This window comes from Methylocystis rosea SV97, assembly GCF_000372845.1.
GTDB classification, from domain to species: Bacteria; Pseudomonadota; Alphaproteobacteria; order Rhizobiales; family Beijerinckiaceae; genus Methylocystis; species Methylocystis rosea.
On sequence record NZ_KB889963.1, the window covers coordinates 3,519,132 to 3,545,962 of the forward strand.

General features: G+C 59.0%; 25 protein-coding genes and 7 pseudogenes. 15 read left to right on the forward strand and 17 right to left on the reverse strand.

Annotated features, from left to right (window positions below; translation table 11 throughout):
• The first annotated feature begins 8 nt into the window (after positions 1-8).
• From A3OO_RS0118590 to A3OO_RS0118645, 9 genes are all read left to right on the forward strand, one after another.
• Positions 9-998: a GlxA family transcriptional regulator gene (locus tag A3OO_RS0118590; protein WP_018409366.1), complete on the forward strand. Its 990-nt coding sequence runs from the start codon at positions 9-11 to the stop codon at positions 996-998.
• Between the two features lie 194 nt (positions 999-1,192).
• A complete protein-coding gene (locus A3OO_RS24345) occupies positions 1,193-1,822 on the forward strand; it encodes a methane monooxygenase/ammonia monooxygenase subunit C (RefSeq protein ID WP_280642656.1) in 630 nt (209 codons plus the stop codon).
• 133 nt (positions 1,823-1,955) lie between these two features.
• A complete protein-coding gene (locus A3OO_RS22060) occupies positions 1,956-2,558 on the forward strand; it encodes an acetylglutamate kinase (protein WP_198008843.1) in 603 nt (200 codons plus the stop codon).
• 552 nt (positions 2,559-3,110) lie between these two features.
• Positions 3,111-4,391: an NAD(P)/FAD-dependent oxidoreductase gene (locus A3OO_RS0118615; RefSeq protein WP_425338968.1), complete on the forward strand. Its 1,281-nt coding sequence runs from the start codon at positions 3,111-3,113 to the stop codon at positions 4,389-4,391.
• A gap of 210 nt (positions 4,392-4,601) precedes the next feature.
• Positions 4,602-5,324: a PA2169 family four-helix-bundle protein gene (locus tag A3OO_RS24350; protein WP_018409372.1), complete on the forward strand. Its 723-nt coding sequence runs from the start codon at positions 4,602-4,604 to the stop codon at positions 5,322-5,324.
• 704 nt (positions 5,325-6,028) lie between these two features.
• Positions 6,029-6,331 carry a hypothetical protein gene (locus tag A3OO_RS0118630; RefSeq protein WP_156824875.1) on the forward strand — a complete coding sequence of 101 codons (303 nt, stop codon included), beginning with the start codon at positions 6,029-6,031 and terminating at the stop codon, positions 6,329-6,331.
• Between the two features lie 10 nt (positions 6,332-6,341).
• Complete coding sequence (locus A3OO_RS22065) at positions 6,342-6,629, forward strand: DUF6522 family protein (protein WP_018409375.1); 288 nt, start codon at positions 6,342-6,344, stop codon at positions 6,627-6,629.
• Between the two features lie 380 nt (positions 6,630-7,009).
• A complete protein-coding gene (locus A3OO_RS22070) occupies positions 7,010-7,240 on the forward strand; it encodes a hypothetical protein (RefSeq protein ID WP_018409376.1) in 231 nt (76 codons plus the stop codon).
• A gap of 4 nt (positions 7,241-7,244) precedes the next feature.
• Positions 7,245-7,964 (forward strand): hypothetical protein, encoded by a 720-nt coding sequence (locus A3OO_RS0118645; RefSeq protein WP_018409377.1) that lies wholly within the window; start codon positions 7,245-7,247, stop codon positions 7,962-7,964.
• Positions 7,965-8,036: 72 nt separating this feature from the next.
• Here A3OO_RS0118645 and A3OO_RS23725 read toward each other — a convergent pair whose 3' ends face one another.
• Positions 8,037-8,180: a hypothetical protein gene (locus tag A3OO_RS23725; protein ID WP_156824876.1), complete on the reverse strand. Its 144-nt coding sequence runs from the start codon at positions 8,178-8,180 to the stop codon at positions 8,037-8,039.
• A 177-nt stretch (positions 8,181-8,357) separates the two neighbouring features.
• Between A3OO_RS23725 and A3OO_RS24355 the strand changes: the two genes are divergently transcribed.
• Positions 8,358-8,558 carry a hypothetical protein gene (locus A3OO_RS24355; protein WP_245257221.1) on the forward strand — a complete coding sequence of 67 codons (201 nt, stop codon included), beginning with the start codon at positions 8,358-8,360 and terminating at the stop codon, positions 8,556-8,558.
• Between the two features lie 161 nt (positions 8,559-8,719).
• Here A3OO_RS24355 and A3OO_RS23730 read toward each other — a convergent pair.
• The 5 genes and pseudogenes from A3OO_RS23730 to A3OO_RS24360 all read right to left on the reverse strand — a co-directional run.
• Positions 8,720-8,929, reverse strand: a pseudogene (locus A3OO_RS23730) (IS6 family transposase); the annotation flags it as partial.
• Positions 8,930-9,043: 114 nt separating this feature from the next.
• On the reverse strand, positions 9,044-10,003 hold the full coding sequence (locus tag A3OO_RS0118655) for a TAXI family TRAP transporter solute-binding subunit (RefSeq protein ID WP_018409379.1): 960 nt from the start codon (positions 10,001-10,003) through the stop codon (positions 9,044-9,046).
• 599 nt (positions 10,004-10,602) lie between these two features.
• A pseudogene (locus A3OO_RS22075) lies at positions 10,603-11,452 on the reverse strand (IS701 family transposase); the annotation flags it as partial.
• Positions 11,451-11,668, reverse strand: a pseudogene (locus A3OO_RS24840) (HigA family addiction module antitoxin); the annotation flags it as partial. The pseudogenes A3OO_RS24840 and A3OO_RS22075, both read right to left, overlap by 2 nt.
• A 13-nt stretch (positions 11,669-11,681) precedes the next feature.
• Positions 11,682-11,921, reverse strand: a pseudogene (locus tag A3OO_RS24360) (type II toxin-antitoxin system RelE/ParE family toxin).
• Between the two features lie 242 nt (positions 11,922-12,163).
• Here A3OO_RS24360 and A3OO_RS23735 point away from each other — a divergent pair.
• A pseudogene (locus tag A3OO_RS23735) lies at positions 12,164-12,530 on the forward strand (transposase); the annotation flags it as partial.
• Between the two features lie 477 nt (positions 12,531-13,007).
• Complete coding sequence (gene smbP, locus A3OO_RS22080; RefSeq protein WP_156824863.1) at positions 13,008-13,361, forward strand: small metal-binding protein SmbP; 354 nt, start codon at positions 13,008-13,010, stop codon at positions 13,359-13,361.
• A 142-nt stretch (positions 13,362-13,503) separates the two neighbouring features.
• Here the strand turns inward: smbP and A3OO_RS0118680 are convergent, their stop codons facing one another.
• From A3OO_RS0118680 to A3OO_RS24845, 4 genes and pseudogenes are all read right to left on the reverse strand, one after another.
• Positions 13,504-14,172 (reverse strand): IS6 family transposase, encoded by a 669-nt coding sequence (locus tag A3OO_RS0118680; protein ID WP_018409382.1) that lies wholly within the window; start codon positions 14,170-14,172, stop codon positions 13,504-13,506.
• Positions 14,173-14,266: 94 nt separating this feature from the next.
• Entirely contained in the window at positions 14,267-14,563 is a 297-nt protein-coding gene (locus A3OO_RS0118685) for a formate dehydrogenase subunit delta (RefSeq protein ID WP_018409383.1), read from the reverse strand.
• Positions 14,560-17,422: pseudogene (gene fdhF, locus A3OO_RS0118690) on the reverse strand (formate dehydrogenase subunit alpha). The gene A3OO_RS0118685 and the pseudogene fdhF overlap by 4 nt, the downstream one beginning before the upstream one ends.
• Positions 17,423-17,461: 39 nt before the next feature.
• Positions 17,462-17,920 carry a GDCCVxC domain-containing (seleno)protein gene (locus tag A3OO_RS24845; protein ID WP_425338976.1) on the reverse strand — a complete coding sequence of 153 codons (459 nt, stop codon included), beginning with the start codon at positions 17,918-17,920 and terminating at the stop codon, positions 17,462-17,464.
• Between the two features lie 116 nt (positions 17,921-18,036).
• On the opposite strand from A3OO_RS24845, the gene A3OO_RS22085 reads away from it, so the two are divergent.
• Positions 18,037-18,333, forward strand: a complete 297-nt coding sequence (locus A3OO_RS22085; RefSeq protein ID WP_018409386.1) for a DUF6522 family protein — start codon at positions 18,037-18,039, stop codon at positions 18,331-18,333.
• A gap of 110 nt (positions 18,334-18,443) precedes the next feature.
• On the opposite strand, the gene folE is transcribed toward A3OO_RS22085, so the two are convergent.
• The 7 genes from folE to A3OO_RS23740 all read right to left on the reverse strand — a co-directional run bounded on the left by folE (position 18,444) and on the right by A3OO_RS23740 (position 25,014).
• On the reverse strand, positions 18,444-19,049 hold the full coding sequence (folE, locus tag A3OO_RS0118705; protein ID WP_051080364.1) for a GTP cyclohydrolase I FolE: 606 nt from the start codon (positions 19,047-19,049) through the stop codon (positions 18,444-18,446).
• A gap of 192 nt (positions 19,050-19,241) precedes the next feature.
• Positions 19,242-21,059, reverse strand: a complete 1,818-nt coding sequence (locus A3OO_RS0118710) for a hypothetical protein (RefSeq protein WP_018409388.1) — start codon at positions 21,057-21,059, stop codon at positions 19,242-19,244.
• Between the two features lie 21 nt (positions 21,060-21,080).
• On the reverse strand, positions 21,081-21,929 hold the full coding sequence (locus tag A3OO_RS22090) for a multicopper oxidase domain-containing protein (protein ID WP_198008844.1): 849 nt from the start codon (positions 21,927-21,929) through the stop codon (positions 21,081-21,083).
• Between the two features lie 242 nt (positions 21,930-22,171).
• On the reverse strand, positions 22,172-22,420 hold the full coding sequence (locus tag A3OO_RS0118720; RefSeq protein WP_018409390.1) for a hypothetical protein: 249 nt from the start codon (positions 22,418-22,420) through the stop codon (positions 22,172-22,174).
• A gap of 21 nt (positions 22,421-22,441) precedes the next feature.
• A complete protein-coding gene (locus A3OO_RS0118725) occupies positions 22,442-23,134 on the reverse strand; it encodes an RNA polymerase sigma factor (RefSeq protein WP_083909791.1) in 693 nt (230 codons plus the stop codon).
• 1,227 nt (positions 23,135-24,361) lie between these two features.
• The gene (locus A3OO_RS22095) at positions 24,362-24,565 is read right to left on the reverse strand and encodes a hypothetical protein (protein ID WP_018409392.1); all 204 of its coding nucleotides are present in this window, start codon (positions 24,563-24,565) and stop codon (positions 24,362-24,364) included.
• 290 nt (positions 24,566-24,855) lie between these two features.
• Entirely contained in the window at positions 24,856-25,014 is a 159-nt protein-coding gene (locus A3OO_RS23740) for a hypothetical protein (protein ID WP_156824878.1), read from the reverse strand.
• A 213-nt stretch (positions 25,015-25,227) separates the two neighbouring features.
• Between A3OO_RS23740 and A3OO_RS22100 the strand changes: the two are divergent.
• Positions 25,228-25,669: pseudogene (locus tag A3OO_RS22100) on the forward strand (class I SAM-dependent methyltransferase).
• Positions 25,670-26,406: 737 nt separating this feature from the next.
• The coding region (locus tag A3OO_RS22105) for a FixH family protein (protein WP_018409396.1) at positions 26,407-26,831 on the forward strand (425 nt) is incomplete at its 3' end.

Genomic DNA, 26,831 nt, shown 5'->3' on the forward strand with positions numbered 1-26,831 from the left:
GCTCGACCATGGAAGTTATCGTCCTCGGTTATGACGGTTGCCTTGGCGCCGGTTTGATCGGCGCCGTGGACATGCTGAAGCTAGCTTGGCTAACGATTTCCAAGGACGAAAATCGCGAGCCGATCAGCGTCTCCACGGTGAGTTTCGATGGACAGCCAATTCAGGACAGCAGCGGTCGTCTGCTCATCGTAGACGGGAGCATCACCGCCGGTACTGCGAGCGCCGTCATTGTTCCAGGCTACCTTTGTGACGACGGCGATCGCTTTCTCGGCGAAGCGTCGATCGCGGCGGCGGCTGCTTGGTTGCGGCGCCAACATGCGCTCGGCGCATTGATATGCGGCTCATGCAGCGGCGTTTTTTTGCTTGGCGAAGCGGGCCTGCTCGATGGCCGACGCTGCACGACGACTTGGTGGCGACACGACGAGCTGAGGGACCGCTATCCACGCGCGGACGCCCAATGGGGCGCTGCGCTGCTTGAGGACAGACGCGTCGTCACGGCTGGCGGCCCTCTGTCGTGGATAGATCTTTGTCTACATGTGATACGAGCGCTGTACGGCGCCTCCGCCGCCAAGATCGCCGCCGACTTCACGGTCGTCGACACTGTTCCGTCAACGCAATCTAACTATGTTCCACTCGGTCATCTGGCCGCGTCGGACCCGTTTCTACTGAAGGCTGAACACATTATTCGGCAGGCGGGAGACGCTCCGTTGACCGTGCTAGGCCTCGCGCGTGGGCTCGGCACTTCGGTTCGAACATTGCACCGCCATCTCCAGCACGCGTCAGGCGAGACGCCAAAGCGATTCATCGAACGCGTTCGCTTTGAAGCCGCAAGAACCCTGCTCGAAACGACGACGCACTCCGTAAAGAGACTGGCGGCGAGCGCTGGCTACGCTGACGAAGCAAGTTTTCGCCGCGCGTTCTCGCGATATTCCGGAATGACGCCTGGCGCTTACCGGAGATGGGCCCACGCGCGCAAAAATAGTTGGCGGCTCACGTAAGCGCTGGGGCGCCATCGCGACAAAGCTCCAGCCTTTCTTCCCAGGTCGTTGCCTCATGTGCAACAGCGTTGTCGCTGTCCGATATTGCCCGACTAATGTCTAGTCCGGCGCGCTGCAAAGCGCTGCTTTGCTCGCAATCCTGAAGGCCGCCGAAAAATTATCGTCGTTTTTCGGTCGAACTGAAGGAGAGAAAAATGAGCGAAACTACGCAATCGGCGGTAGGCGCCATAGAGCGCGCCGAACCAATCGTAGATTTGAGAGGGATGTGGATCGGCTTGGCCGTTCTGAACGGGTTCTATCTGGTCGTCCGGATTTACGAGCAGGTTTTTGGCTGGCGCGCCGGCCTTGATTCGTTCGCTCCGGAGTTCCAGACGTATTGGATGTCGATCCTTTGGACCGAGATTCCGCTTGAGCTGATCTCCGGCATTGGCCTTGCGGGCTTTCTTTGGAAGACGCGCACGCGCGACTTCTCGAACCTCCTGGCGACCTCACCAGGCCAACGGCGGCGACCGCCACTGCACGAAATCACCCGGGCGGGATCATTCCGTTGCAGGGGGGCGGGATCATCTCGGAATCGGGGGCGCCATCATTCCGTAATGGGTGGGCGCCTTCATCTCGTTTTAGGGGGCGCCATCAATCGGAATCAGCATCCTATCTCATTCAGTCCGGCGCTCTTGGCGGGCGTTTCGCGAGCGATCGCCAATCCCGCCATCCTCAAGGCTGTTCGGGATGACACGATCCTACGCGGAAGAAGGGCATTCAAGCGCCTGTGCGAGACAGCCCGTCTCGAAGCTCAAGGCGTGAAGGAAAGCCATCAAATGTGAGAACATCGGCCGCCATATTCTCACTTTTGACGGCTTTTCCGATTCGGATTCGGATATTCTCAAGCCAAGATGGTTCCCGACATTCGGTCTCACATTGGACTGTAGAAGCAAAAAGACTTCACGGAGGTTTATCATGAAAATATATACAGCCCCTATAACGGCGGCAACGATGGCGATTGTCGGTTCGACCGCGCTGGCGCAACAAGCGCCTATGACTCATCCCAGCACAATGGCCGCCGGCATGCATGACGCGAAAGCAGATAGGGCCACCGCTGTGAGGATGGCAATGCGGAAGCTGTGGGAAGATCACATCACTTATACCCGCGGTTACATTGTCAGCGCCCTGGCCGATCTTCCAGACACCAGTGCCGTCGCTACGCGACTCCTCAAGAATCAGGATGACATCGGCAACGCCATCAAGCCATACTATGGAGAGAATGCAGGAGAGAAATTGTCTGCTCTCTTGCGAGACCACATTCTTATTGCGACGGAAGTCGTCAATGCCGCCAAGAACGGCGATAAGTCGGGGCTAAAGGAAGCTCAGCAGAAGTGGACGGACAACGGTAAGGACATCGCAGCATTCTTGAGCGGCGCAAACCCAGACTGGTCTAAAAGAGATTTGGAAGAGATGCTGCAAAAGCATCTAGACTTGACGGCGGCCGAGGCGGTCGGCCGACTCAACAAGGATTGGACGGCTGACATCAAGGCATATGATGACGGTCACGTCTCATGCTGAAATTCGCCGACATGCTCACCGACGGGATCGCCAAGCAATTCCCCGACAAGTTCAAGAACGAACCAGTCCTGTAGCACTTTAATCGTTCGGACTTTCCCTCTCCCGCCTATCGGGAGAGGGTTACCGCGCGCATCCAGCGCACGGCGGAGCCAAGTGCTGACCGCATAGTACGTCGAACAGACGAATTGCCACACAAACGCGGGAGCGCGATGAAGCGCGTTTCCGGCGCCGCGCATGGCGTCAGACGCGATCTTGGCGTGAAGCTCGCAGCGCAGCCACGCGCATCAAACTCGCGATGCTGAGACTCCTGCAGCGCGGAGATGGGTGATGGTCCTCTTCTTCTCTCGTATCCTGATCTCCAACGAGCTAATAACTTCGCCACGAGGAACCGCGCTTAGCGCTGGTCCAATTAAGGTCATGGCGCACACCTTCGATCCCGCGCAGCAGCTGTTTGCTGAGCCGCGCATTTATCGCGATGGCGAGTGGCGTGCCACGTCTGCTCAGGATAAGGTTGCGTGGGCTGATGTTCCGTGATCCAGGCCGGTGAGACCAATGAACTCCCTCTACTCGCTCTGGTCGACAGCGCCGATTGGTCCCGAGCTTCACCCATTCGAGCCGGGATCGTCTGCAGACGTAATCGTGGTCGGCGGCGGCATCACGGGGCTCTCCGCAGCATTGCATATTGCGGAGCAAGGCGGCCTAAGCGTATCCGTCCTTGAGGCCGAAACGCCAGGGTGGGGCACCTCCGGTCAGGCAGGCGGACAGGTCATTGCGGGACTCCACGCTGCGCCTGACGATCTGATTGCGACCTTTGGCGATGAGATGGGCGAGCGGATGCTGTCCTTCGTCGGAAAGGCGCCTGATCTCGTGTTCAAGTTGATCGAGCGCTATCGCATTGACTGCAATCCAGTCCGGAAGGGTTGGATCCAGGCGAATCGGTCGGTTCGGGGCGCTCGGGCCTTGCAACGCGACGCATCGATGTGGGCGAAACGCGGAGCTCCGGTCGAGATGCTGGATCGCGCGCAAACAGCCCGGCTCGTTGGAACTCAAGTCTATGCCGGCGGCTGGCTCGATCGACGAAATGGGACGGTTCAGCCTCTTGCCTATACGCGAGGACTTGCCAAAGCCGCGATCGAGGCAGGCGCGAAGATTCATGGCAATGTCCGCGTTCAAAAGCTGACAAGGGAAGATGGGCGATGGCGGGTGACTACCAATGCTGGCCACCTGATTGGCTCGGTGGTCTTGATCGCGACCAATGCCTTCACGGACGACCTTGTCCCCAGACTGCAGCGATCCATTTTGCGCGTTCATGGCGTGCAAATCGCCACTGCGCCGCTGCCTGACAGCGTACGCGCGGCCATTTTACCAGAGGGCCAGTCCTGCGCCGACAATCACATACTGCGTGTGCGCTACTTCCGAGTCGAGCCGGATAACCGTTTAGTCATCGGCGGTCCGGGGTGGTTGACGCCTCCACGCAGCGCCCGTGCTTTGAGCTTTCGGATACTTGAACGCTCTGCGCGGCGCATGTTTCCGCAAATCGCAGATATACCGTTCGATTATCACTGGTACGGTCGTGGGGCGGTGACCGCCGACCTGCTGCCCCACCTCTACGAGCCTCAGCCCGGCCTCGTCGCGGCTCTCGGTTATAATGGTCGAGGCATTGCCGCAGGCACAGCGCTTGGCACTCTACTGGCGCGTCGCGCCCTGGGAGAGCCTGCGCGGGCGCTGCCTTTCCCCGTTACTGCTCTTTCGGCGCTTCCCTTCAGCACGGCGCCGGCAGCGCGCTATTACCTCTCCATAGCGGCAGATCGACTCCGCCATCTCTTTGATTGAGAACTAATCGCCCGATTGCCACCCCGGCATGCGCCGGCGCATTTTGGACGCCGTCGATTCCCTGATAGCGCTGCTCGACGAAATGGGTGACGACGCGATCTTGAGGAAGAGCCGGACCTCGAAGAGGGCTTCGACCCAGAACAGGAACTCGGCGCGACCGGCGTTATCAATCAGGAGAAGGCTTGGCGATCGGACGAGTGCGGAACTGGCATGCTTGAATTCGATGGGGACAATATCGCCGAGTGTGATCGCGAGAAGGCCGTCGCACAGACATTAATGGCTATCGCGACCAAGCAGTTTGGCGCGGGTGGTGGTGGCGGTTGCCATTGGCATGATTTCATTCTTCAGCCGAAACAGTCGAGCGCTAAATCTCCTCGGCTTTCCACCAGGAGGAATAGTTCGCTTTGCGCAAGCGCGAGTCGTATCAAACCAGCTCGGAACATTTCGCCGGCCGGCGAGTTGAGTTACATTCTCAATCATATCACGGAGGAAAGAATGGGCTCGCAAGCACTGGCTACGCTCAAGAACTTGGCTGAGGTGAGTCGCGATGGCGAGAGGGGTTTTGTCGCCGCCGCTGAGGGCGTCAAAGACGAAAGTTTGAAAAGCACATTTCAACGGGCTGCTGCGCGTTGCGCTACGGGGGCGCGCGAACTGGACGACGAAATCGTTAAGCTCGGGGGCATGCCAAGTGAAGCGGGGTCCGTTTCCGGCGCGATGCATCGCGCGTGGACGAACTTGAAGGCGGCCATCACGGGTGGTGACGAAGCGGCCGTCCTATCGGAGTGCGAGCGTGGCGAAGACGTCGCTAAAGCGGCATATGAGAAAGCCCTGAGTGAGGATTTACCGCCTGACGTTGCGACGATTGTTAAGAGGCAATACGAGGGCGTGCGCGAAAATCACGAGCTTATCAAGCAGCGGCGCGACGCGGCCTAGCTTTCTCAGCGCCTTGGTTTGCGGCAACTCTTTACGTCGTCGCCGCGCAAACGTCAGCGCGGCGACTCGTCCTTGGAATAGACATAGGCCAAGGGCGTTTCGCGCTATGACGCGCCCGTGGGGCGACAGGATAGCTTGAGAGCCTTACGCCTTGATGATTTTCAATGAGTCCCCTATTGGAGGTGTAAGACCTGAGAAACGGTTTGCTGTGGTCGTGGTCCTATTAGTTGCGGTCGCTTCACCTGTAGCGTCGGCTGAGGATCGCCATGAAGACAAAGGAGTCGCCTCGTGTCCTGCAACAGGGAAGCCGGTGGAATCCTCTGGCGCGGTTCAAAAGGAGAATACAGACGTTGACCCCAGCGTTCCTCCTGGTCCGAGTGGAACCTCTGCAGGCGCCCCGGGCGTTGAAGGTAAGAAGGGGACACAGAGCGGCAAGGATTAGCGTTGGCGAAGCGAGGGCGAGTGCATCTCTGTGCGCCGGCAAAGTGCAATCCTCGAACTGGCGGAAGCTTCGAGGCCATCCCTGACGAGACATTCGAGCGCGAGCTCGCGACGCGTCGGAAACCAAGTGCAACCGTCATTGGGTTACGCCGGCGCGATCAGCGTCGGATCGTCGTCGCCAGCTATCTGTCCCGAGGCGGAGCGAAAATCGTCTCCGACGCGCGTTATTTGGCGCCGAATAAGGGCCTCACTTGGCAATGCGGATGTCGACCCTATGTGGCGCGTGGGGCTATCGCTTGCGCATCATGCGCGCACGACAGGAGCGTGCAGATTTGCTGGATCAAGCCAATGTCGGATGGACAGCTACGCAGCGCGTAGCGTCGCGGCCGCCCCAGAACGATGATGAAATAGACGCGATGTTCGCCGAAATCCCTACAGCCGCGCTAGACATCCCGTTTCGCGAGGACATTGCGCCGGACGAAATGGCGCTTTCGCTTGAGCTGCTTGTCGAAATGATCCTGGTTAAGCGGCTTGTGCGCGCCATCGAGCAGGATGTTTCGCGATAAGGCATGAAGTATGCGCGACGATAATATTGCCCGCGATGGCGATGACTTCATTGTGGACGCGGCCCTCGTCGCGGGCAAATTCGGGCTCTCCGTCGAGGCCTTTCGCGCGGAACTGCAGCGAAGCGCCATCGTCACGATCTGCGAGCATGGGGAAGGCGAAGATCACGGCCGGACCCGCCTCACCTTCCGGCGCGGCGCCTTGCTCTGGCGCTTCATCATAGGCCAAGACGGCGTGATCCACGAAGACCCGATCCTGGCGAAAGCTGGCCCCTCTTCACGGCCGAAGCCCAGTCGGTGAGCGATGGCGCAACGGTATTTGTAACGCAACCCGTGCTGACGCAGTCCCTTAATTGGCGCGCGGGCGCGAAGCGCACTAGCGAGCGCTCGCGGCGGATGGCGACATCGTCGGCACAAGTATCGATAAGGGCGTCGAGCTAGACGCGCTGGCGAAGGCGCCAGAGGAAGAGCGTAAGTCTCTCATCGCGCGCAATGTTTCAGCTCGGCGCTTGGCCCGCCACGCTTGCCTCGGTGTGCTTCAGCGCTAATTGAGCGGCGTCGCCTCTCGTAGCGACATGGTTCTGTCAACTCGCCCGCGGCTTCGCGGCCGCGAGCCTTTTTTTCAACTTCACGCCATGCCCGTCGGCCACCCTATAACGAGAGCTTCGAGCGAGGTAGTTTATGACCGTCGTCGACGATCGAGTTAATAGTGTTCTCGCCGCGGTGCTTTCGGCAAGCATCGTTCCGATTCATGGCGCACTGGCGCAGGAACAGACCCCGAGCGGGCAAAGAGCTGTTGCGAGGCTCCCGGCGACCCTACCGGTGAAAGGGGAGCTGAGCCTTCAGGACTTCGAGAATGTTTCCGAGCCGGTCTCTATGGAACCGGAAATGACCGGTTATCAAGGAGCTTAAGCTAATGAATAGGAAAGGACTGATCGGCCTCGGCTTTCTTGCCGGACTCTCCCTTTGTTTCGCCGCCGGCGCACATGCGAATGAGATCAAGGCGCAACGCGACGACAAGGTCCTCGCGCCTTTCGACATCGTCGAAACGACGGTGACGACGAAGGACGGCTACGCCATTTTCGAGACGAAAGTGCGTGGTGACGCCGGCAAGTCGCGGCCCGATGCGACGGGCAGGTTCCAGGGCTCCGGCGTCTACGCCTACGTCTGGCCGACGTCACTCAACAGCGCGGACGTTGGCTTCGACAAGGATCAAGGGATTGTCGCGCTAGCGCTCACCTTTCATCCAGACTTCGACGATGCGGCCAAGGGCGCCAAGAATCATGACCATTGGCATCCACACTGGGTCGTGCTGACCGAAGACAAGTTTTGCGGTGGCGGTCTGAAAGTGCGCGACATCCCGAACGACGCGCATCCCAAATTGCCAGAGACCTGGCCCGGCGCGGCAATCCTGATCGACAGCCCAGATTACCTAACCGAGATCTCCGGCGACGCGGTCAAGGTGAGAGTTCCGCTCGATAGGATCGGCGCTTTGAAGTCCGCGTCTTTCGACGGCGTCACGGCTGGGCTGCGGGTCAACGCGGACCTTTCGGCGCCGCTGCTCTGCGTCGCCAATGTATTCAAGGTGACCTCGGGCAATCTGAGCCTGCCCGGCAAGGTCGGGCCGTCGAGATAGATTGCGCCCCGCACACACGAAAAAGCCCGGCCGCGCGGGGAAAGCTCCGAGAGCTTGGTGCACTCTATGAGGCTAATGCCGTTTCTCTTTTGGCGACAGCGCTCCCGTGCAGCCTGAGCCACTCACATCTTTATGGATGCTGAAGCCATCCGAAAGCGCGCGCTCGATCTCGCGCACAATTCTTCCGATCCGATTCAATTCGATAATCAGCTGCATCGGCGCTTCTGACTGCGTTGCGGGGGCGCTCCAATATGTGCATGAGGTTCAGTTTGCTGCGGAGTCAGCGTCAAGCGGCGCTGTCGGGAATGTTGGCAATGTTCGGATTGGTTCAACATATTCGCTCCTGGCGCCTCAGGTCACTTTAAGGAAGTCAATGACAGTTACGGCCACACACTGGACGACGAGTTTTTAGTTCTATTCGCGGAGTATGTGATGTCTCAGCTACGGCCACACGACGAGTTTTTTCGTTTTGGGGGAGAAAATTTCTTTACTGCGCTCCCAACGCCGACCTTGAACAAGGACGGGCGATTGCGGAGGAGTTGCGCGAAGGCTTGGCAAGAAGGGAGTTTGCCGTCAAAGGCTATTTGCCCCTAAGGTGACCGGCTCCTTCGGCCTTACGCTGCTCGACTCCGCCGTTCCGGTCGAGCAATAGATCGAACGCGCCGATAAGGCCTTACGCGCCGCGAAGGTTGCTGGCCGGGATCGAATTGCGATCTGGTCCGCATCGATGATCTAGCATCCGCAATGTGCTCGACTCAGGCCGCAGCAGCCGTCGCGTCGCTCCAAACGTTATGCGCCTCGGCCCGAAACTGCCGATGCGTTGGTCGGCAGATTGGGTGTCGTTGAATATTGAAGGTGTTGTAGACGGCGGCGTGGAAGGAAGCGAAGCGTTGAGCTGACAGGGGCGATTTGAAGCCCCCCATTTTGCGCTCCCGTCGTCGAACAGGCTGATGCGAATTCTCCGCCGCCCGTTAATGTGTCAATGCCGCTCCGCCGGCTTTCAACCCGCGTCTCTGAGCGGATATCGGCCCAGGAGGTTCTATATCGCTCGCAAGCAGGCCTCGACGACAGAAGTTTGCTCAGCGGCGCTCGAATTCCTGCCTCCAATCTGGACGCGCCCCTGCCCGGGCAGCGATCGAAGGCAAAGCGTCTTCCGAGGACTGTCTTATCTTGGCCGCCACCTCGGGCTGGCTTTTGTAAAAGTCGTCGCGTATGGCGACCACTGCCGGCGTCGAAATGGATTTTATGGCGCTGAACCACCCCGCTTCAACTGTCGCCGTCGCATAGAGACCGCGGCCGTTGAACTGCGTTTCGAGCAGCTTGGCGGTCGGACGGACGTCGACAAATTTGAACACCCTCTTTTTGGTTTTGGGATCGACCGTTTCTCGCACCTCTTGCAAAAGAGGGGATTGCGGTCCATCCATCACGAAAAAGGCGTCGAGCTGTTGATCGCGTAATTTGTTGAGCGCCGTGGCCGAACTATCCGGCTGGATGTCGATCAGTTGCTTCCATTCAGGTGCGGCCGCGAGAATGTTTCGCAATGTTAATTCACCGCCTGACCCCGCCCCCCCCGCCGCAACCCGAAGAACGTCGCCGGGCTTAAGATCGTGGACCATTTCGCCGAACTTGTCCTCGCGCGCTTCAGAGCGCACGACCATAAACCCTTCGTAGGGATAGAGCGGCGCGCCGAGCACAACGAGCTTTCCCGCACAATCCGGCTTTCCAGCGCGCGCGGCAAGAACATCCGCCTGCACCACAGCCACCTGAATGTCACCGTCGCACAGGCCGTTTACCGATTCGACGCTGCCCTTCGATTGGAGGGGCTTTAGTCGAACTCCCTGCGAGACGGTTTTCGAGTTGATCTCGGGAACCACAATCGCACAGTTTTCCTTATCGAGCTTTCCGCACCCCACCTCCACTTCGACCGCTTCCACTTTCTCCTTGGCAGCACGGCGTTCCGATAGCGAATCTGCATAGGTAGCGGTTGGGGCGAGAAGGATTGCCGAGCCAAGTGCGACGGCACGAAAATCAGCGAACATGTTTGGGCCTCCGGCGGGGCAAGAATATCGGCGCCGCCATATTTTGAAAAGCTTGTCCGACGGCCGCGTGACAAAATTACGAATAGTCCATCGAAGGGCGAGCCTCGACCGTTTCTCGTCTCTTGGCAAGCTCCCTTGAGACCCACCCCAGTTAACGTATGGCCCGCCCCCTCTGCGAGAGTTTTTGCGTTCCTCCTTCTTCAGTCTGCTTCAACGTATTCGGCTTTGGAGCAAGGCTCCGAGCCAAGATGGAGATTCGCGCAGCAGTCCTCATAATTTAATCGACCTCAAAGGGCCATTAACTGGCCCAGGCGTCCAAGCTGCCGTTCGACTGTTAGATCGCTTCCACCACTCGCAAACATCATCGGCCCCCGACGCTTCGATCTGGTGCTGATCGCAGCCGCAGTCATCACTAGGCGAATAATTTGCGCGACCTGAAGGGATTAATTACGCAGCTTGCCGTGTAGTCGTAACCTGGCATCCTCGCCTTGTGTCCTTTCGGTCGGCCTGTCTCAAGCCGGTTGCACCACGCTCAGTCTGAAAAACGTGGGCTAGCCCGCAAGTGGGAGGGTTCAGTGTGCTAGCACTACTTTGGCAGTTTAAGCTCGACGGCGTCGGCGAGGAGTTTTTCCCAATGAGGACACCGTCTGGGCGGAGGCCGTGCGAAGAGGTCGAGAATGCCCTGCTTGATGGCCGGCATGCTCGGTTGTGGCGGCGGTCCCCTGACTCTTTTTTCCGTCCCGCTGCTTTGAGGCGGCGGGATTGGAGGAAGGCGTAGGCGATCATGGTCATCAAGGCGTGTCGGTGTAATCCGGTCCAGGAGCGACCTTCGAAGTGGTCGAGGCCGAGCTCCTCCTTGAGCTGCTGATGCGCCTGTTCGCCGACCCATCTGGCTTTGATCGTAGCGGCGAGCGTCTTGAGGCTCGCATCGGCTGGTAAGTGCGACACATAGTATTTTTGCTCGCCAGTCGATTCACCGACGAGCCAGACCTCGTCGCCCGGCATGCCCCGCATACGATTATCGCGCATGCGGTGCTTATGACCATCCGCAACACGGACGCGGCGGGCCGTGAAGAAACATGTCAGTCGACCTTTCGTGCCGCGCCGCCAATTGATCTTCTGCCATTTCGCGCTGGCCAGCGCAGCTTCAGCGGAGACCGCGGGCTGTTCAGGGATGTGGTATTTGAGGGGCTTTCCCGCTTTTGCGACAGGAAAAACTAGAGCGACGTCGGCCGGGTAGACGTTCTGGCGTCGCGATAGCCCCACCGCACACAGCAGACCGCGGGCGCTCAGAGCCTGACGGAAAGGCCCGCTGGAGCCGTAACCTGAATCGGCAAGGACGCAACCGAAACGCGCGCCAGAGGCGATGACGCGATCGATCTCCTCGATCGCGATCTCCGGCTTTGTCAGAGCGGTCTGCCTATCCTCCGAAACATGCGCCCGCGCCATAGGCGCTCTGCAGGTTGAGCCAGAATTGCGTTGACGTCCCGAACCAGTGACCAAGGCCAGCGCCGTGTCGCCGGTCACGCCCGGGCGGCCGTGAATGATCTGCGTGACGCGATTGACCGGCACCTGGATCTGGCGCGCCAGTTCGGTCGGGGTAACGCCGACTTCCTGCAATTCGTCGGCGAGAACCTCGCCGGGGTGAATGGGTGGCCGTGCCATAGTTTTCGGCCTTCTAGTGATAGTCCACAATTTCCACGCTTGACGGGCCAGCCGCACCTTGCGGCCACTCGAAGCAAATCCGCCACTGCGCGTTGATGCGGATGCTGCACTAGCCGCGCCTGTCGCCGCGCAGAGCCTCAAGACGGTTGCTCGGCAAAGCCCGCAGGTCGTCGAGGCTCGTCGCGGCGTCCAGAATTTCGAGGCGCTTCCATGCCTGCCGGTCGAAGCCCTGAAACTCCCGGACAAAGGAGATCGCCGACGATGTGGCGCTCGGCGGTCAGCTGGAGGAGCCTGCCAGCCAGCACCAGGTTCTGAGACCCGTCCAGTGGAATCGAGCACGCTGTTGCACCATCCGCCAGCCAAACTGCGAAGGCTTCCTGGAGCTGTCGCCAGTGCTGGTTCCACCAATTCTTGCAAAATCGGCGGCGAATCGGCGAGGTCCGCTTCGGATCGGTGATGGCCGTCTGACCGTCGCCGACAATGACGCAAAAATGAAGGGAGGTGGCCTTCTACAGCAAGCGCGGCGCATGCGAGCAGTACATCAAGGAAGGCAAGGGCGCGATCAAAATGGACGCGACTGTCAGGTCGCTCCTTCGCCGCCAACGCTGTGCACCTTTAGCTTCACGCGCTGGCCTACAATCTCGGCAACTTCCTGCGCACGCTGGCGATGCCTTAGCCGATAAAGCACTGGTCTATGACCACGCTGCGCGAAAGGCTGATCAAGATCGGCGCGAAGGTCGTCGGTCACGCGCGCTATGTCTCGTTCCAGATGGCGGAGGTGGCCATTCCTCGAAATCTCTTCGCCGACATTTTGCGGCTCATCGCAGGGTTNCGACCGCCGCCGGTGACGTCGACAGCGTAAGGCGTTCAACGTTCACGCGTTCGCTGCAAACCACGGGAGACATGCGCCTCGATGACAGGAAAATCCGAACTTTCAGCGCTGGGCGCGCCGTTATCATCAAATTGGGGCTCGCTGGCGTCTGCGTCGAAGATTCAGCCTTGCCAGCAGCCGTCGAAGGCGGCAATCTCTGGCTCAAGACCGCCGGTATCCGGTGAATGTCGGCTAATTAGCATAACAGCCGATCACGACGTTTTTGCCCACGGCCCCGCAACTGGGGAGGCATGAGGAGCAACATTGATATTTGCATCATCTTTTGAGTTTTTCAGAAACGTCTCGGCTTCTGCGCTTATGCAATGAAGCCGGATAATGCGTCAATTTGCAGCGGTCCGCGAGCCTGTTCAAATGGGACATCGAAAAGTAGATCAATGAAGCTACGACTGGTTGCCTCGCGTTTTGGGCCAGGGGCCAGCTATTGAATAAAAACAAGGGAGATGTGAAATGCTCAATCGCAACCTTATGGCTGGTCTCATTAGTCTCGGCCTTATGATGGTGCCGGGCTTATCTCTTGCACAAAGTTCGCATATCTCCGAAGCTACTAAGGAACTCGAAGAGGGCATTACCGAAGGTAGGAAGGGGATGGCGTCGTCATTCGCAGACCACCTCCAAAGCGCTCTCGAGCACGCAGAAGCGGCGAACAAGGAAAAGTTCAACCATCACAAAGTAGCCGCCATCAACGAACTAAAAAAGGCGATGAGCCTTGCGAGGGGAACCGGACACGCCGGCCGACTCTCAAAAGGTGTAACCCATGCCGTGATTGCTCGACAGGAATTGCAGGCAGCAGAAAAAGATTAGGCTAGGCCTCTGCCTCTGCACTGGTCTGCCCCCTGAAAAGTGATCCTCCGTGAAGTATGGCTTTGAGCCTATGAGGAGGATTTGAGATGGCTTTGTCACGTTGTCGAACGAAAGACGCGAATGATCTCGTTGACGATCTTGTTTATGCTGCAGCAGTGGCCGAACGCCATGTGTCCATGGCCGAGCCTCGAAAAGCTCGGTGCGTCCTTGCTGAAATGAGATGGCGTTGAACGTTGAAGGTGTTGTGGGCTGCTGCGTGAAAGGAGAGAAATCTTTGTGCTGAACCAACGCCCTTGAAACCTTGCATCTTGCGTTCTCGTCGTCGGGTTGGTTGGTGAGAATTCTCCGCTCTGTTGTTTCGCCATCGGCCGGTGAGATGCCGATGTTCGATCCCAAGATCACGCGCGGCGGCATGGTAAGACCGCAGATCGTCGGTCACCAAATTCTCCGGCGCGAAGCCATATTTCTTCAGAAGCTTGCGCATTAATTTCAGCGCTGCGGTCTTATTCCGCCTGGTCTGGACCAAGACATCCAGAACCTCTCCTTCACTATCGACGGCGCGCCACAGATAAACCAAGCGTCCATCGATCTTGAGATAGACTTCGTCGAGATGCCATGTGGTGTGCGGCTTCGGCCGGCGTTTGCGCAGATCGGCTGCGATCTTGGGCCCAAAATAATTGACCCATCGTCTCACGGTTTCATAAGAGACCGCGATCCCGCGTTCCGCTAGCAAATCCTCGACGTCGCGGAAGCTTAAAGTGAATCTGACATAGAGCCAGAGGTCAGGCCCGGCAAGCTGACAATGTGACAATGCCGCAACGACGCATTGTCGTCTTCGAAGCGTGACTCCATAATGTGCGTCCGCCCTTTTCATTTATTGCTATGCTCCTGCTATTTCAAATAGATCACGCCTTCGGCGGGCCGTAATAGCCCGGTTTCGCATGCGAGTCGTCGCGCAAAAGCTTAGCACCCGCGATGACATGCGGCGCGAGGCCCGCGCCCCCCGCCTCGATCAGCGCCAGCAACTCGGCGCGCATCCGCGGATCCCAATAGGTGCGCAGATGATTCCTGATGCCTTCCGCGCGCCTTTCCGGCGGATAGGGCGCGAAGAAATCGCCGATCTGATTGGCCATCAGAACGATACGATCCAGCGCCATGACCGGAATGTCGGCGCCCTGCGAAGGCGACTGCGTCATGCTCATTCCGCCGGCTCCAGTTCCTCGATCGCGGGCTTCTCGCCGTCGCCGACGCGGGTCAAGGTCGGCGTCGTGACGCGCACGACATCCACCGCCGTGACCTTGTATTCGGGACAGTTCGTCGCCCAATCGGAGAGGTCCGAGGTGACGGCGTTGGCCTTCGACTTCGCGTGGTGGAACGTTGTGTAGACGACGCCCGGGTTCACCCGCTCGGAAATCTTCGCGCGCAGCTCGATCTCTCCGAAGCGGCTCGACAACTTCACCCACTCGCCGTCGCTCACGCCGCGCGACATCGCGTCCTGCTCGTTGATCTCGAGCACGTCTTCCGGATGCCACATGGAGTTTGGCGTGCGCCGCGTCTGCGTGCCGACATTGTATTGCGAGAGGATGCGGCCCGTCGTGAGCAGCAGCGGATATTTGTCGTTTGTCCGCTCGGAGGTGGGCACATATTCCGTGAGCATGAAGGCGCCGAGCCCGTTGGCTCGCGGGAACTTGACGCGGTGCAGCACCTCCGTGCCTTCCGGCGCGTTCTCGTCGCAGGGCCATTGCGCCGAGCCGACGCGGTCGATCAGCGCGAAGCTCATGCCGCGATAGGCGGGCGAGAGCCGCGCGATCTCATCCAGCACCTCGCCGGGATTGTTGTAGGTGACGTTGTAGCCCATGGCGTTCATGAACTTTACGGTGATCTCCCAGTCCTGATAGCCGGCGAGCGGCTCCACAACCTTGCGCACGCGTGAGACGCGGCGCTCGGCGTTGGTGAAGGTGCCGTCCTTCTCCAGCGACGAGGAGCCGGGGAAGAAGACATGGGCGTATTTCGACGTCTCGTTGAGGAAGAGATCGTGGAGCACGACGCACTCCATGTTCTTCATCGCGGCGATGACATGGTGCTGGTTCGGATCGCTCTGCACCGGATCCTCGCCCATGATGTACATGCCCTTGAAGGACCCCGCGACGGCGGCGTCGAGCATGTTGGGCAGGCGCAGTCCCGGCTCCGAATCGAGCGGCACGCCCCATTCGGCCTCGAAGCTCAAACGGGTCTCATCGTCCGTGACGAAGCGGTAACCGCTGAAGACATGCGGCCAGCTGCCAAGGCAACTACCGCCCTGCACATTGCCCTGACCACGCAGTGGATTAACGCCAACGCCCTCGCGCCCCAGCATGCCGCAGGAGAGGCCGAGATTGCCAAGGCACATCACGCCGGTCGAGCCCTGCGAATGTTCGGTGACGCCGAGGCCGTAATAGATGGCGCTGTTGGGACCGCCGGCATACATCCGCGCCGCCTTGCGGATGTCCGCCGGATCGACGCCGGCGAGCGGCCCGATGACTTCCGGCGCATATTTGTCGGAGCCGACAAGCGCCGTCCAGTTCTCGAACTCGTTCACCTCGCAGCGGGCGCGCACGAATTCTTCGTTGTAGAGTCTCTCGCGCACGACGACATGCGCGATGCTGTCGAGGATCGCGACATTCGTGCCGGGACGGATGGCAAGATGGACGTCGGCCTTGCAATGGGCGGATTCCACGGTCTCGGTCTTGCGCGGGTCGATGACGATGAGCTTCGCGCCCTGGCGAATGCGCCGCTTCATCAACGAGCCGAAGACTGGATGGCCCTCAGTCGGATTGGCGCCGACAACCATGATGACGTCGGCCTGAAGGATAGAATCGAAGTGCTGGCTCGCCGCGCCCGCGCCGATCGTGTTGGTCAGGCCGAACTGCGTCGGCGAGTGGCAGATGCGGGCGCAGTTGTCGATATTGTTGTTGCCGAGCACAGCGCGCGCGAATTTCTGAACGAGAAAGATTTCCTCATTCGTGCAGCGCGAGCTGGAGACGGCGCCGACCGACTTAATGCCGTATTTGGCTTGGATGCGCTTGAACGCGCTCGCCGCGTAGTCAAACGCCTCCTGCCAGCTCACGGGCTTCCACGGGTCGTCGATCGAGGCGCGGATCAGCGGCGTGCGGACGCGGTCCGGCGCAATGTAATAGTCGTAGGCGAATCGGCCCTTGATGCAGCTGTGGCCATGGTTCGCCTTGCCTTCTTTCCATGGCGTCATGCGCACGATCTTGCCCGCGCGCGTCTCGGCCTTGAAGCCGCAGCCGACGCCGCAATAGGCGCATGTCGTGACGACCGATTTCTCAGGCTTCAGCGGGTTCGGCATGTTTGTACTCTCCCTCGAAGAGGCTCTTCTCGACCAGCGCATGGCTCGGGCAGGCCTGCACGCAGGCGCCGCAACTCACGCATTCCGATTCGAAGAACGACTGCTCCTGGCTTGCGACGACTTTGGATTCGAAGCTTCTGCCGGCGATGGTGATCGCGAAGGTCCCCTGCACCTCGGCGCAGGCGCGCACGCAGCGACTGCAGACGATGCATTTCGCCGGATCGAACAGGAAGTAGGGGTTGGAGGCGTCGACGGGCGCGTCGAAGTGATTGGCGCCGCCCTTGCCGTACGGATGGGATGTGATCCCTTCGGCCTTCAGCGTTTCGTGGAACTCGCTCCACCCGTCGGCCATCTCGCTTTCGGGGAAGTCGGAGAGGTAAAGCTCCAGAACGCCCTTACGCAGGCGCTGCAGCGTCTCGGTCTGGGTCTTGACCTTCATGCCCTCGACGACCGGCGTCGTGCAGCTAGCCGGGAACCCGCCGCGGCCTTCGATCTCTACGAGACAGATGCGACAGCTGCCAAAGGACTCGAGCATATCGGTGGCGCAGAGCTTTGGGATTGCGCGGCCCGCTTTCGCGGCGGCAAGCATGACCGAACTGCCGGCGGGAACCGTGACGGTCACGTCGTCGATATCAAGCGTTACGGGCGATCCATCTCGTGGCGGGGTGCCAAAATCGATCTCGTCTTTCAGCCCGCGTAGTTCAGACCACATTCGCTGCCTCGCCAACCCAAAGCTGCTTTTCTTGTTCCTTCAAGAGGTCGCCCAACCCACTTCAAGAATGGGGCTTTCCTTCCCTCGCACAGTTGCTCGATCTGTGACGAACTCAACCTCCCAACATAGCGCAGCCAATGGCATGGTCGCGGAGCGCAGCGCCTTTTGCGCTTCCGGCGGCGCCAGGAGCATGGCGTCATGATCCCGAGCGGTTCGACGTCGCGATCCGGGGTCGGGAAGGCAAGACTGCAATTGCCGCAAATATGCCAACGGCGCTATATTTAGTCGAACGCGAACATCTCTCAATTTCAATTTATCGAATGGTTCGTTCGGTCCCGTGGTCTCGCCTCCTGTATCGGCGGCAGGGGCCCCGGCCTTGGGCCTGAGCAACGCGCCGCAAGCCTTGCACTCATAATAAAATTGACAGGCGTCCGCCGGCATAGTTTCGGTCGACCTATGGCCGCAGGACGGGCAGGTGAGCGTCGAGACGAACTGCATCACCGGCTCAGAATCAGCCTGAGCAGCGGACCGCGACACGACCCTGCCTCTTCGGCTATAAGTAACGGCCACCAATTTTGGGCGCGCCGGCCTTGACCCGGTGAGGGGAGGACAGGATGAGCAACACCAGCTGTGCGCAAATTGTCCGCGAGGGCGAAGACTTCATTGTCGACGCGACTTTCGTCGCGCCCAAATTCGGACTCCCCGTCGAAGCCTTTCGCACGGAACTGCAGCGGGGAGCCATCGTGGTAATCTGCGAACAAGGAGATGGCGAGGATCATGGCAAGACCCGCCTCACCTTCCGGCGCGGAATGTTGCTCTGGCGCTTCGTCCTGGATCGGGACGGCGCGATCCACGAAGACCCCATCCTGGCAAAACGCGCCTGTTCTTCGGCGCCACAATCCAATCGGTGAACGATGACTACGCCGTGCGGCCTTGCCATCAAACCATGACAATCATCTTGGGGCGTCTCGCAGCGCTGCCCGAGCGCGGCGCTGACCTCCACATTCCAGGAGGGCAGTGCTCACCTCGCCCGCACCATGCCGAGGAACTCCTCGCGAGTGCGCGGGTCGTCGCGGATGACGCCGAGCAGGCGGCTCGTCGTCAGCAGCGAGCCTGTCGTATTGACCCCGCGCAGCGTCATGCAGCTGTGCTCCGCCTCGATGACGACGCCGACGCCCTGCGGCTCCAGAATATCCTGGATGGCTTCGGCGATCTCGGCGGTGAGCCTTTCCTGAATCTGCAGACGGCGGGCGAAGGCGTGCACGACGCGCGCGAGCTTTGAAATGCCGACCACGCAGTTGCTCGGCAGATAGCCGACATGCGCGCGGCCGGTCACCGGCAGCATGTGATGTTCGCAGAAGCTGACGACGCGAATGTCCTTGAGGACCACGAGTTCGTCATAGCCGCCGATCTCTTCGAAGGTGCGCTTGAGATAGTCGCGCGGATCGACGTCATAGCCGGAGAAGAGTTCGCGGTACGAACGCGCCACCCGCTCCGGCGTGTCGATCAGCCCCTCGCGATTAGGATCGTCTCCCGCCCATTCGATGAGAACCCGCACGGCTGCTTCAGCTTCAGCCTGGGTAGGTTTCGACCTTGGGATTCCTGCGGAGGCTTTCGCCAAGCCCATTAAACGGCCCGACGCGCAACCGAATCGATCTGCATGGGGCGAAGTCAGATGTGCTGTCTTCTTGGCCGGACGCTCGATCATCGGGCGCTTCTCCTAGCATTATTCGGCGAGGGCTGCGTCTGTTGCGGTGACAACTGATCACCCCGATGGAAGCCCTGCTCGGACTGTCCATCGGAGCCGAATTGCTATGCTTCAGTTACCGCGCTGTTGCTGGGTGACGAGCGTAAGCCAACCTTCAACTTCAGGGCTCAACTTGCCCGTACCAACGAGTTTGAGAGTCGGGGCCAACATGCCAGCGTCGGCCAGAGGCAGCGGCAGAACGCCCTGGCCGCCCATGCCATAATTGCCCGTGATCTGTCCATCCTTTGGATCGACCAGAAGAATACGGCCGGCTATGTCGAGCTTGTCCATGTCGAACACGAGGAGGTCGTTTGCGAATTTGCTTGCGACATAGGCATAGTAGCCGCCGCCTTTCTTCAGTCCGAAGTTGACCCCGTGACAGCCAGGTTCGCAGGGCAGGCTCTTCACGACCTTGTCGGTCTTGGTGTCGAGGATTGTGATGGTCGTGCTGAGAAAGTTCGCGCTGACCACATATTTGCCGTCTGGACTCACCGGGGTCTGAATTGGCCCAAGCCCGTAGGCCTCACCTTTATGTTCGCCGCTGATAGGGTCATAGTTCTCAGCAAGATCGATGTCTTTGATCTTCTTCTTGCCGTCGATGTCGATGACCGTGAGCGAGGACAGCATCTTTGGCGGCGTGCCGAGTAAATTCGCGACATAGGCCTTATGATCCATATCGCTCCATGCCGCGATCGGAATGACGCCTCCGGTAGGAATTTCGGTCGCCTGCTCACTCGCCAGATCGACGATTGTAACGCTAGACGCCAATGCGTTGGGCGTAATCATATACTTCCCGTCATCAGTTATATGATGACCATGCGGTCCCGTATGCGGCCCCGTGTTGATATTTCCGAGAGCCGTCGGAAACTCGCCAGGCGAAAGTTTGAGCACCCGATCCTCGCCGTTGATCGCCACATAGAGCATGCCGTTGAGTGGATTAGACATCGCGTGGGATGGGTTCTGCCCGACGACCTGCGTGTTGTAGACCTTGCCACTCGTGCGGTCGAAGGTGGTGAGCCGCTTATCGAACCATTCGGTCTGGTAGATGTATTTGTATGTGGCGTCGGTCCACATGTTGTGGGGGTTGTTCATATTCTGCTCGACGCCCTTCACCTTTTGCTTGATCGTCCAATTGGAGGCGTCTATCTGCGTCGCCGTCCCGTGCTTCGTCTTTCCGCTCACCCCTTCGAACTGGGTGTCGACCCAGACCTCGCCGACGCCCGGAGTCTGAGGCTGCAGGAGCGCGTTTGGCTCAGAAAAATTGAGGACGCTCAGCTTGAGAACGGATCCGGCGAGATTGATCGGCAGATCGGGAAGTTTGACCTCCCAATTCGGCGTGCGGTAATCGCGCCACAACGCCGGGGTCGTTCCGACAAAGAAGGTTCGGAGCAGTTTCTTGGCGATGTCGCTGGTGGTCGGCACCTTGGCTCCCGTGACCAGCTGAATTTCCGAGCCGATGTCCAGCCCTTCTGTCTTGGGATCGTCGACGACAACGGCGCCGAGCATGTAAGGATGCACCTTGCAGGTGAAAACATAGAGCCCGGGTTTGTCGAATGTCTGCGTCACGCTCGCGTTCGAGGGCTTCTCTTGATCGACAGGGAAATTTGCGGCGCCTGGCTGCCATAGGAGGCTTGTAATCGTGTGATCGGTGTTGGTGTCGGTCATCTTGATGAGCACCGCTTGACCGGGCTTTATAACCACGAGAGAACCACCTGACTTCGGGTCCTTGAACCATTTGCCCGGCTCGTCCGTCATTTCGAGGACGGCCGATGGGAGAACGCCAGGACGGCTAATAATCACGTCTTCCGACTTGGCGCGCTCGACGGCGTTCGCAGCGTTCGTCAGCGGGAAGGCGACGAGAGCGAGCGCAAGAAAAGATGTGTGGTTCATGTCTGTTTCTCCCTGTTCTTCTTATTCGACGACCTTGAAGTCGCCCATCATTCCGGACTGCATGTGCTGAATGACATGGCAGTGGTAGTGCCAATCGCCAGGGCCAACGCCCTCTCCGGCCTTCACGACGAAGGAGGTGCGGCTGATGGGCCCGACGTTGACCGTATCGACCGCTCCCCCGACCGTTCCAGCCTCTATCCAGCGGTGTGCATGGAGGTGAAAGGTATGGAAGGCGGTGCCGATGCCGATGACGTGAAAGCGGACCTTCTCCCCGAGCCTTGCTCCTACGGTTGGGTTGGTCCACAGCGGGATTTCCTTGCCACCTTCGATGATGTGATTGAGCTCCTGTCCCCAGAAGGTGGTTTCGTGCATCCACAGGATGAACTCACGCTTGATGTCGGCGAGATCGACGTCAACGACCTTGCCATCGATCAGGGCGGGAACCTTGCCGCTCGCCGGGTTAACGATGAGCGTCCCAAAGAGACCTTTGTCCTCGGCGCCGAGCATCGGATTGCCGAAGGCGTGATCGTGATAAGCCCAGGTGCCCGCCGTTCCGGGCGCGGCTGTCCATTTGTATGTGTAAGGCCTGCCAGGGAACGCGGCTTCGTCGGCGACGCCATTCAAGAGCTTCATCGTGCCGTCGCTGTCGATCTTGTAGTGCACGCCGTGGACATGAATGCTGACGGGCAGCTGCGCATCATCAATGCCATGTTGAAGCGTCACTTCGGCGGCGTCTCCCTCTTTCATAACCAGAGTGGGTCCAGGGATAGTGGGGCCGCTCGCGTATCTCTCGGTAAGGTCGCTTTCTTTTCCGGTAGAGGATTTGACCTTGTGACTAACCATTTCATAGGCCAGCTGACCCGACGGCATTGCGCTTGCCTTCAGAGTGATCAAATGCTGGTCGCCGGCAGAAGCTGCGCTCGCCGCCAGAAGCGCGCCCGGCCACGTGAGCGATAAGGCCAAAAAAAGTGAAAGCCCACACTGCGGGCGGGTTCTTCTCATCGCACATCCTCCTTTCGGGCCGAAAACCGCACGAAATCGCTGCGATCCCTGCGGTCGCGCGCCAGCGGATTCAATCCGACACGACTTAGATGCGATGGGAAACCGAGGTCTTACCTCGAGGGATCAGAAGATTTTTCTTTGTCCAGGAGGCTCAGAAGGGCCAAATAAACCTCCTCGCACTCGGGGCACTGATGCATATGATGCTTAACCTCAGGCAACATGGCCCCCGCGTCCTGGCCGGAGATCTCGATGTCGACGTAACGGGGCAGTTCATCAAAATATTGCGTGCACAGCAGCTCCTCTCCGCTCTTTGCGGCGAAGATGGTGTCGATCAGACGAGTAAAGTCTTTTTGTTTCATGTCGGTTCTCGGCGCGCCCAATTATAGGATGCGTTGAACGGAGGATGTCTTACCCTCTGCTTGAAGATGGGACGCTGATTTTTGCTGGTCAAACACGGCAATAAGATCTTTGTGTGTGATGCCTTCTTCGAGGAGAGCCTGCTTCAGCCGTTTGCGCGCATCGTGGATGAGTTTGTAAAGACTGTTGCGATTGGAGCCCAGCCATTCAGCGACCTCGTCCAAGGGCATTCCCTGAAAAGCGTGAGCGATGAGCGCGGTTCGCTGCAAGGGCGTGAGCTTGGTATTGATGAGGCGCGTTAGTAGAGTCCACGCTTCCTGCTGTTGCAGACTGTTTTCTGGCCCCCGTTCTTCAATCGGCCAAATCGGCACCGCCTGCCCGAGCTGAGCGCGCTCGATGGTCTTCTGCCGCCAGCGTCGACGCCGCAACTCGCCGAGCACGACCCTAATGGCGATCGAATAGGCCCAGGTCATAAACTGACTTTCGCCGCGAAAGCCTTCGAGTTTTGATTGAATGACGAGAATGGACTCCTGCGTGCAATCTTCGGCCAAATGCCGCGCTTCGTCCGAGGCTAAGAAATCTTGCGAGACATGATTTCTTGCCAAATAGCCTCGAATTGCTCCCAGTAGTCGCGCTCGAAGGTCCGCCAGCGCCGACAGTTGGTCTCTGCCGCCGTCCTGAAGAGCCTTCAGCCACTCTGAATTGGATCGTTGCATTGTTTGTCCGTCACGGCTTCAAGCGACATTGACGCCAGCGCAGAACGAACGCGCGCATTACAGCCGAATGTAACAACCACTTGAGGGAAAGGCCATACTCCTCTACGGCTAGGCGTTTTCGAAGCGCAACTACGTCTTAGACTCGCCGGCGGGTGGTGCAATGCTCGCGGAGAGCGCATAGCATCGAGCCACTTGAGTGAGCCGGGCGCATGCTCCGCTCAGACCAGCAAAAGTGCGCTACAGTCCTTTAGAAGCCCTTCGACAGAATCGCAGGCCTGCTCTAAGCAGGCGATCCCCGTATGGCGCGCTCGGACATCGTTCACGTCGCTGGAACGGTCAAAAATGATGGGTTTGATCTTAGCGTCTCAGGTCAGATAGCGCATCATATAAAAAGCCGATGCATTCGTCCGACTGAGCGCTCAGCGCGTCACTTTTTAGGTTCCACCAACAAGACAGCGCAGCAATATTTGACATGCATCTACGATCCGAGACATCTTTCATAAATAACAGCTTAACGTCGACAGCACGGATTAGGTCGCTCGCGCTTTTATTACAATGTGACCGCGTTTCAATCCTTTTGACGAGCTCCGGATTGACGTGGAGGCAAGCCGAAGCGACGGCTTTCAGTTTATCGTGATAGGAAACCAAGGGGTTGATCCGTGTTGAACAAACACTTTTTTATCAGCGGACGGATGTCGTCCAGGGGGTTGCGTTGAGCGGGACAAAAAGCTGATGCAAAGTCAGCGGAGAATGGGCCGCCGATCCCATCGCCTCCGACATCTAATAAGGGATTCGGCAGCTCCGTGCTATTCGAGGCCGGCAAGCCGTTCGGTGGACAAGCTACGATCGATTTCGACCCAGCGGGTTTAGTCTTCGAGCTTCAGCTTCCGCTTAAAGCCATCACAGAACACGTTCGATCGATCCGGCGCCGCCTTGAGGCTTCGAAGTCCTGCCGCGCCGCTGTGTCGTCGAGCGCACCACGCGGGCTATGGCATCGTCGGCACCGCTTCTCGCCGTTAGGTCCGGTTAACATTTCTATATCTCCCCGAACCCGGTTACCGTCAAAAGAAAGAAATCGTTCTTGCCTTGACCCACTTTTGATCGAGCGCATACGCAGTCCCATACGCTGACCTCGGGAGAAGGTGCGTAGGCCATTCAAAGCTCTTCTCAACCGTTGATCTCGCCGATGCGGAAGTCGAACTTGTCCCGCATCGACCCGATCATCGACTAGAAGAAAAGACCCAAGGCGCCGCCCGCCAACCCTCCCACGACGGCTGCAGCGATCGTGTTTGGAACCCCGCCAAGGCTGTAATATGCCAGAACGCCCAAGACGACTGCGCCTGCGCCTGCGAAAATATAAGTGTTCTGGGTGATCTCCCATTCCTTTTCGCTAGCTGGTTCCTTTTCGCGAGATGGCCTTTCATTGCTCATGGTCGCTCCTCCTCATTTCGGCGAGTTGCGCCTAACCTCTCCTGCGAGGCGCTTCTCGCTCACCAGAGTTGTGGATAGGCGTCATCTGGCTCCCCGAGCTCGAGCGTCAATGGGCGCGGCGGACGAAGCCGATATAAAAAAGCTGTCAGCACCGAGCAGAGCGCTTCTTCCTGGTCCTCTGGCTCGGCAAGGATCGGCGGCAATCTGTCGTCGCAGGTGCAGTCGAACACCAGATAGCCGAATCTCGATCAGCAGCGAATTGGGTGATGATGACTCCACAGACATCTCGCCTAGGCTCTGGTCCAGGAGACGAGCCGCTGAAGGGCCAAATTCGCAATATCGTCGTGAGCGGCGATCTTGGTCCATGTTTGCGCATGCAGTCCGGCGGCCGACGCGTCGCCGCCAAAGCGATCGCTCCTCCTGTCCACAAGACCCAGACGCTTCATCACCCTCGCGCTCCAGCAATTGTCCCCTCAAGTAAAAACTTACTTTTGGGGCGGCTGAAGGCAGTCCAAAAACAGTCGCGATCGACGGCCCACGCTTATTTGCTTACGAGCGCACAAGCTCGTATCAACTTCCGCGCGGACATCGCGCCCATGAAGACGCACAGCGTCGTCGGGGAATCGCGATGACAACGAGTCACCGGCAAGCACTGGGAAAGCATTTACACGACTAAGGGCGAGGCCGAAGTTAGCTGGTTCGAGGAAACCCCCACTGAATCCCTCCGATTGCTCCAACTTGTCGGCGCGCAGCCGTCATCGGCCATCATAGATGTTGGCACCGACAGATACATATGACGTCTGGCATGATCGCGCCGCCTTCCACTTCCTGACCAGCGAGAAGGAACAGCAGGCCTACATCCAACGGCTCAAGCAGGCGCTCAAGCGCGGCGGTCACTTGATTATCGGGACGTTTGCGCTCGACGGCCCTGAGAAATGCAGCAGCCTTCCGGTTGCGCGGCACAGCGCTGAAAGCCTTAGCGCGCTCTTAGCGCCTGACTTTGATCTGATTGATAGCCGCCGCCATGAGCACATAACCCCATGGCAGGCAGTGCAGAAATTTCAATTTAGTACTTTCCGTTACAATTTACGAAACACGATTTAGGGCAACATTCGTGGCCGCCCTGCTCAGACAAGCGGCGAAGGTAAAAAGCTGGTGGGGGAGGGCTTACGCCGCGCCGTCACCAGCGAGGAACTCGTTATTACTGATCCGGCCGCGCGGCGCGGCAATTACTCTACGGCCGGGTAACCTTGGCCGCGATCATATAATGAGTTGGGGCTTGCCATGGTAGTTTGCGGCTGACAGAGTAGCGAAATGCTCCGCTGCCTTCGCCTTTTGATCTCTGCGGTTGTTCTCACTACAGCTTTAGCTGGGGGCGGAGCTTTTGCCGCGAAGATGAACCATGCCTGCATTGAAATGGGCATGGACGATTGTCCCGGCCACAGCGGCGATGACGGCACAGCACTCCCCATGTGCGCTGAGATCCTGTGCGGACCAAGTCAAGCAGCGCTTCCGCAGTTTCAACCATTCGTTGATGCCGTGCTTTGGGTGTGTGCGCCGTCGCTAATTCCCTCCGACGACATTGAGCGCGGCGGATTACGAAGCCCGCCAGCTCTCCGACCTCCAATCGTCTAAAGCCGAAAGACCAATCTCGCTCACGGTAGCGCCGGGAGCAGATTTGCGCGACTTCAAGCGGTCGCCGGCTAGCCCGACGGGGGATCGTTTCCAGGCTCCCCTTCCCGCAAGAACCAGCGCCGTTGTCGCATCGACGCGTGAGGCGCGATGACGTCCCTCGTCGGGATTGAGCGCGGCTGCAATCCGCCCGACGATCATGCGCATTAATGGGATACGGAGAGAATCTGATGATGCTCGTGACCTCGGGCAAGGCGCGCTTATTCGCGCTGGTCGCGCTTGCCATCCTGGGCCCAGCGCCGTTCGCCCGCGCCAACATCAACGACTACGAATTCCGACTCGTCGAAGCGCAATTCAAGACGGGGCAAGCGATCGTATCGGTGAGTCTCGTCCATAAGCCCGACGACAAGCCGGCGCCAAACGCGGTGATCTTCGCGATGCGTCTCGACATGGCTCCAGATGGCATGGAGTCGATGACCAGCATGATCGAACCGGCGCCAAGCCCCGATCCCGGATTTTATCGCTTCAAGGTCGATCTAACCGATGCGGGAACGTGGCGGATATCGCTCGCTGCAAAGGTGCAGGGCGAGAGCGGCACGCTCCAGAGCCGACTAATTCTAAAGGTGGCGCCATG

Bases quoted from the DNA above. Each gene is read 5' to 3' on its own strand.
- A3OO_RS0118590 (WP_018409366.1), top strand. From the start codon at position 9: ATGGAAGTTATCGTCCTCGGTTATGACGGTTGCCTTGGCGCCGGTTTG.
- A3OO_RS24345 (WP_280642656.1), top strand. From the start codon at position 1,193: ATGAGCGAAACTACGCAATCGGCGGTAGGCGCCATAGAGCGCGCCGAA.
- A3OO_RS22060 (WP_198008843.1), top strand. From the start codon at position 1,956: ATGAAAATATATACAGCCCCTATAACGGCGGCAACGATGGCGATTGTC.
- A3OO_RS0118615 (WP_425338968.1), top strand. From the start codon at position 3,111: ATGAACTCCCTCTACTCGCTCTGGTCGACAGCGCCGATTGGTCCCGAG.
- A3OO_RS24350 (WP_018409372.1), top strand. From the start codon at position 4,602: ATGCTTGAATTCGATGGGGACAATATCGCCGAGTGTGATCGCGAGAAG.
- A3OO_RS0118630 (WP_156824875.1), top strand. From the start codon at position 6,029: ATGTCGACCCTATGTGGCGCGTGGGGCTATCGCTTGCGCATCATGCGC.
- A3OO_RS22065 (WP_018409375.1), top strand. From the start codon at position 6,342: ATGCGCGACGATAATATTGCCCGCGATGGCGATGACTTCATTGTGGAC.
- A3OO_RS22070 (WP_018409376.1), top strand. From the start codon at position 7,010: ATGACCGTCGTCGACGATCGAGTTAATAGTGTTCTCGCCGCGGTGCTT.
- A3OO_RS0118645 (WP_018409377.1), top strand. From the start codon at position 7,245: ATGAATAGGAAAGGACTGATCGGCCTCGGCTTTCTTGCCGGACTCTCC.
- A3OO_RS23725 (WP_156824876.1), bottom strand. From the start codon at position 8,180: ATGCAGCTGATTATCGAATTGAATCGGATCGGAAGAATTGTGCGCGAG.
- A3OO_RS0118655 (WP_018409379.1), bottom strand. From the start codon at position 10,003: ATGTTCGCTGATTTTCGTGCCGTCGCACTTGGCTCGGCAATCCTTCTC.
- smbP (WP_156824863.1), top strand. From the start codon at position 13,008: ATGCTCAATCGCAACCTTATGGCTGGTCTCATTAGTCTCGGCCTTATG.
- A3OO_RS0118685 (WP_018409383.1), bottom strand. From the start codon at position 14,563: ATGAGCATGACGCAGTCGCCTTCGCAGGGCGCCGACATTCCGGTCATG.
- A3OO_RS24845 (WP_425338976.1), bottom strand. From the start codon at position 17,920: ATGCAGTTCGTCTCGACGCTCACCTGCCCGTCCTGCGGCCATAGGTCG.
- A3OO_RS22085 (WP_018409386.1), top strand. From the start codon at position 18,037: ATGAGCAACACCAGCTGTGCGCAAATTGTCCGCGAGGGCGAAGACTTC.
- folE (WP_051080364.1), bottom strand. From the start codon at position 19,049: ATGGGCTTGGCGAAAGCCTCCGCAGGAATCCCAAGGTCGAAACCTACC.
- A3OO_RS0118710 (WP_018409388.1), bottom strand. From the start codon at position 21,059: ATGAACCACACATCTTTTCTTGCGCTCGCTCTCGTCGCCTTCCCGCTG.
- A3OO_RS22090 (WP_198008844.1), bottom strand. From the start codon at position 21,929: ATGCCGTCGGGTCAGCTGGCCTATGAAATGGTTAGTCACAAGGTCAAA.
- A3OO_RS0118720 (WP_018409390.1), bottom strand. From the start codon at position 22,420: ATGAAACAAAAAGACTTTACTCGTCTGATCGACACCATCTTCGCCGCA.
- A3OO_RS0118725 (WP_083909791.1), bottom strand. From the start codon at position 23,134: ATGCAACGATCCAATTCAGAGTGGCTGAAGGCTCTTCAGGACGGCGGC.
- A3OO_RS22095 (WP_018409392.1), bottom strand. From the start codon at position 24,565: ATGAGCAATGAAAGGCCATCTCGCGAAAAGGAACCAGCTAGCGAAAAG.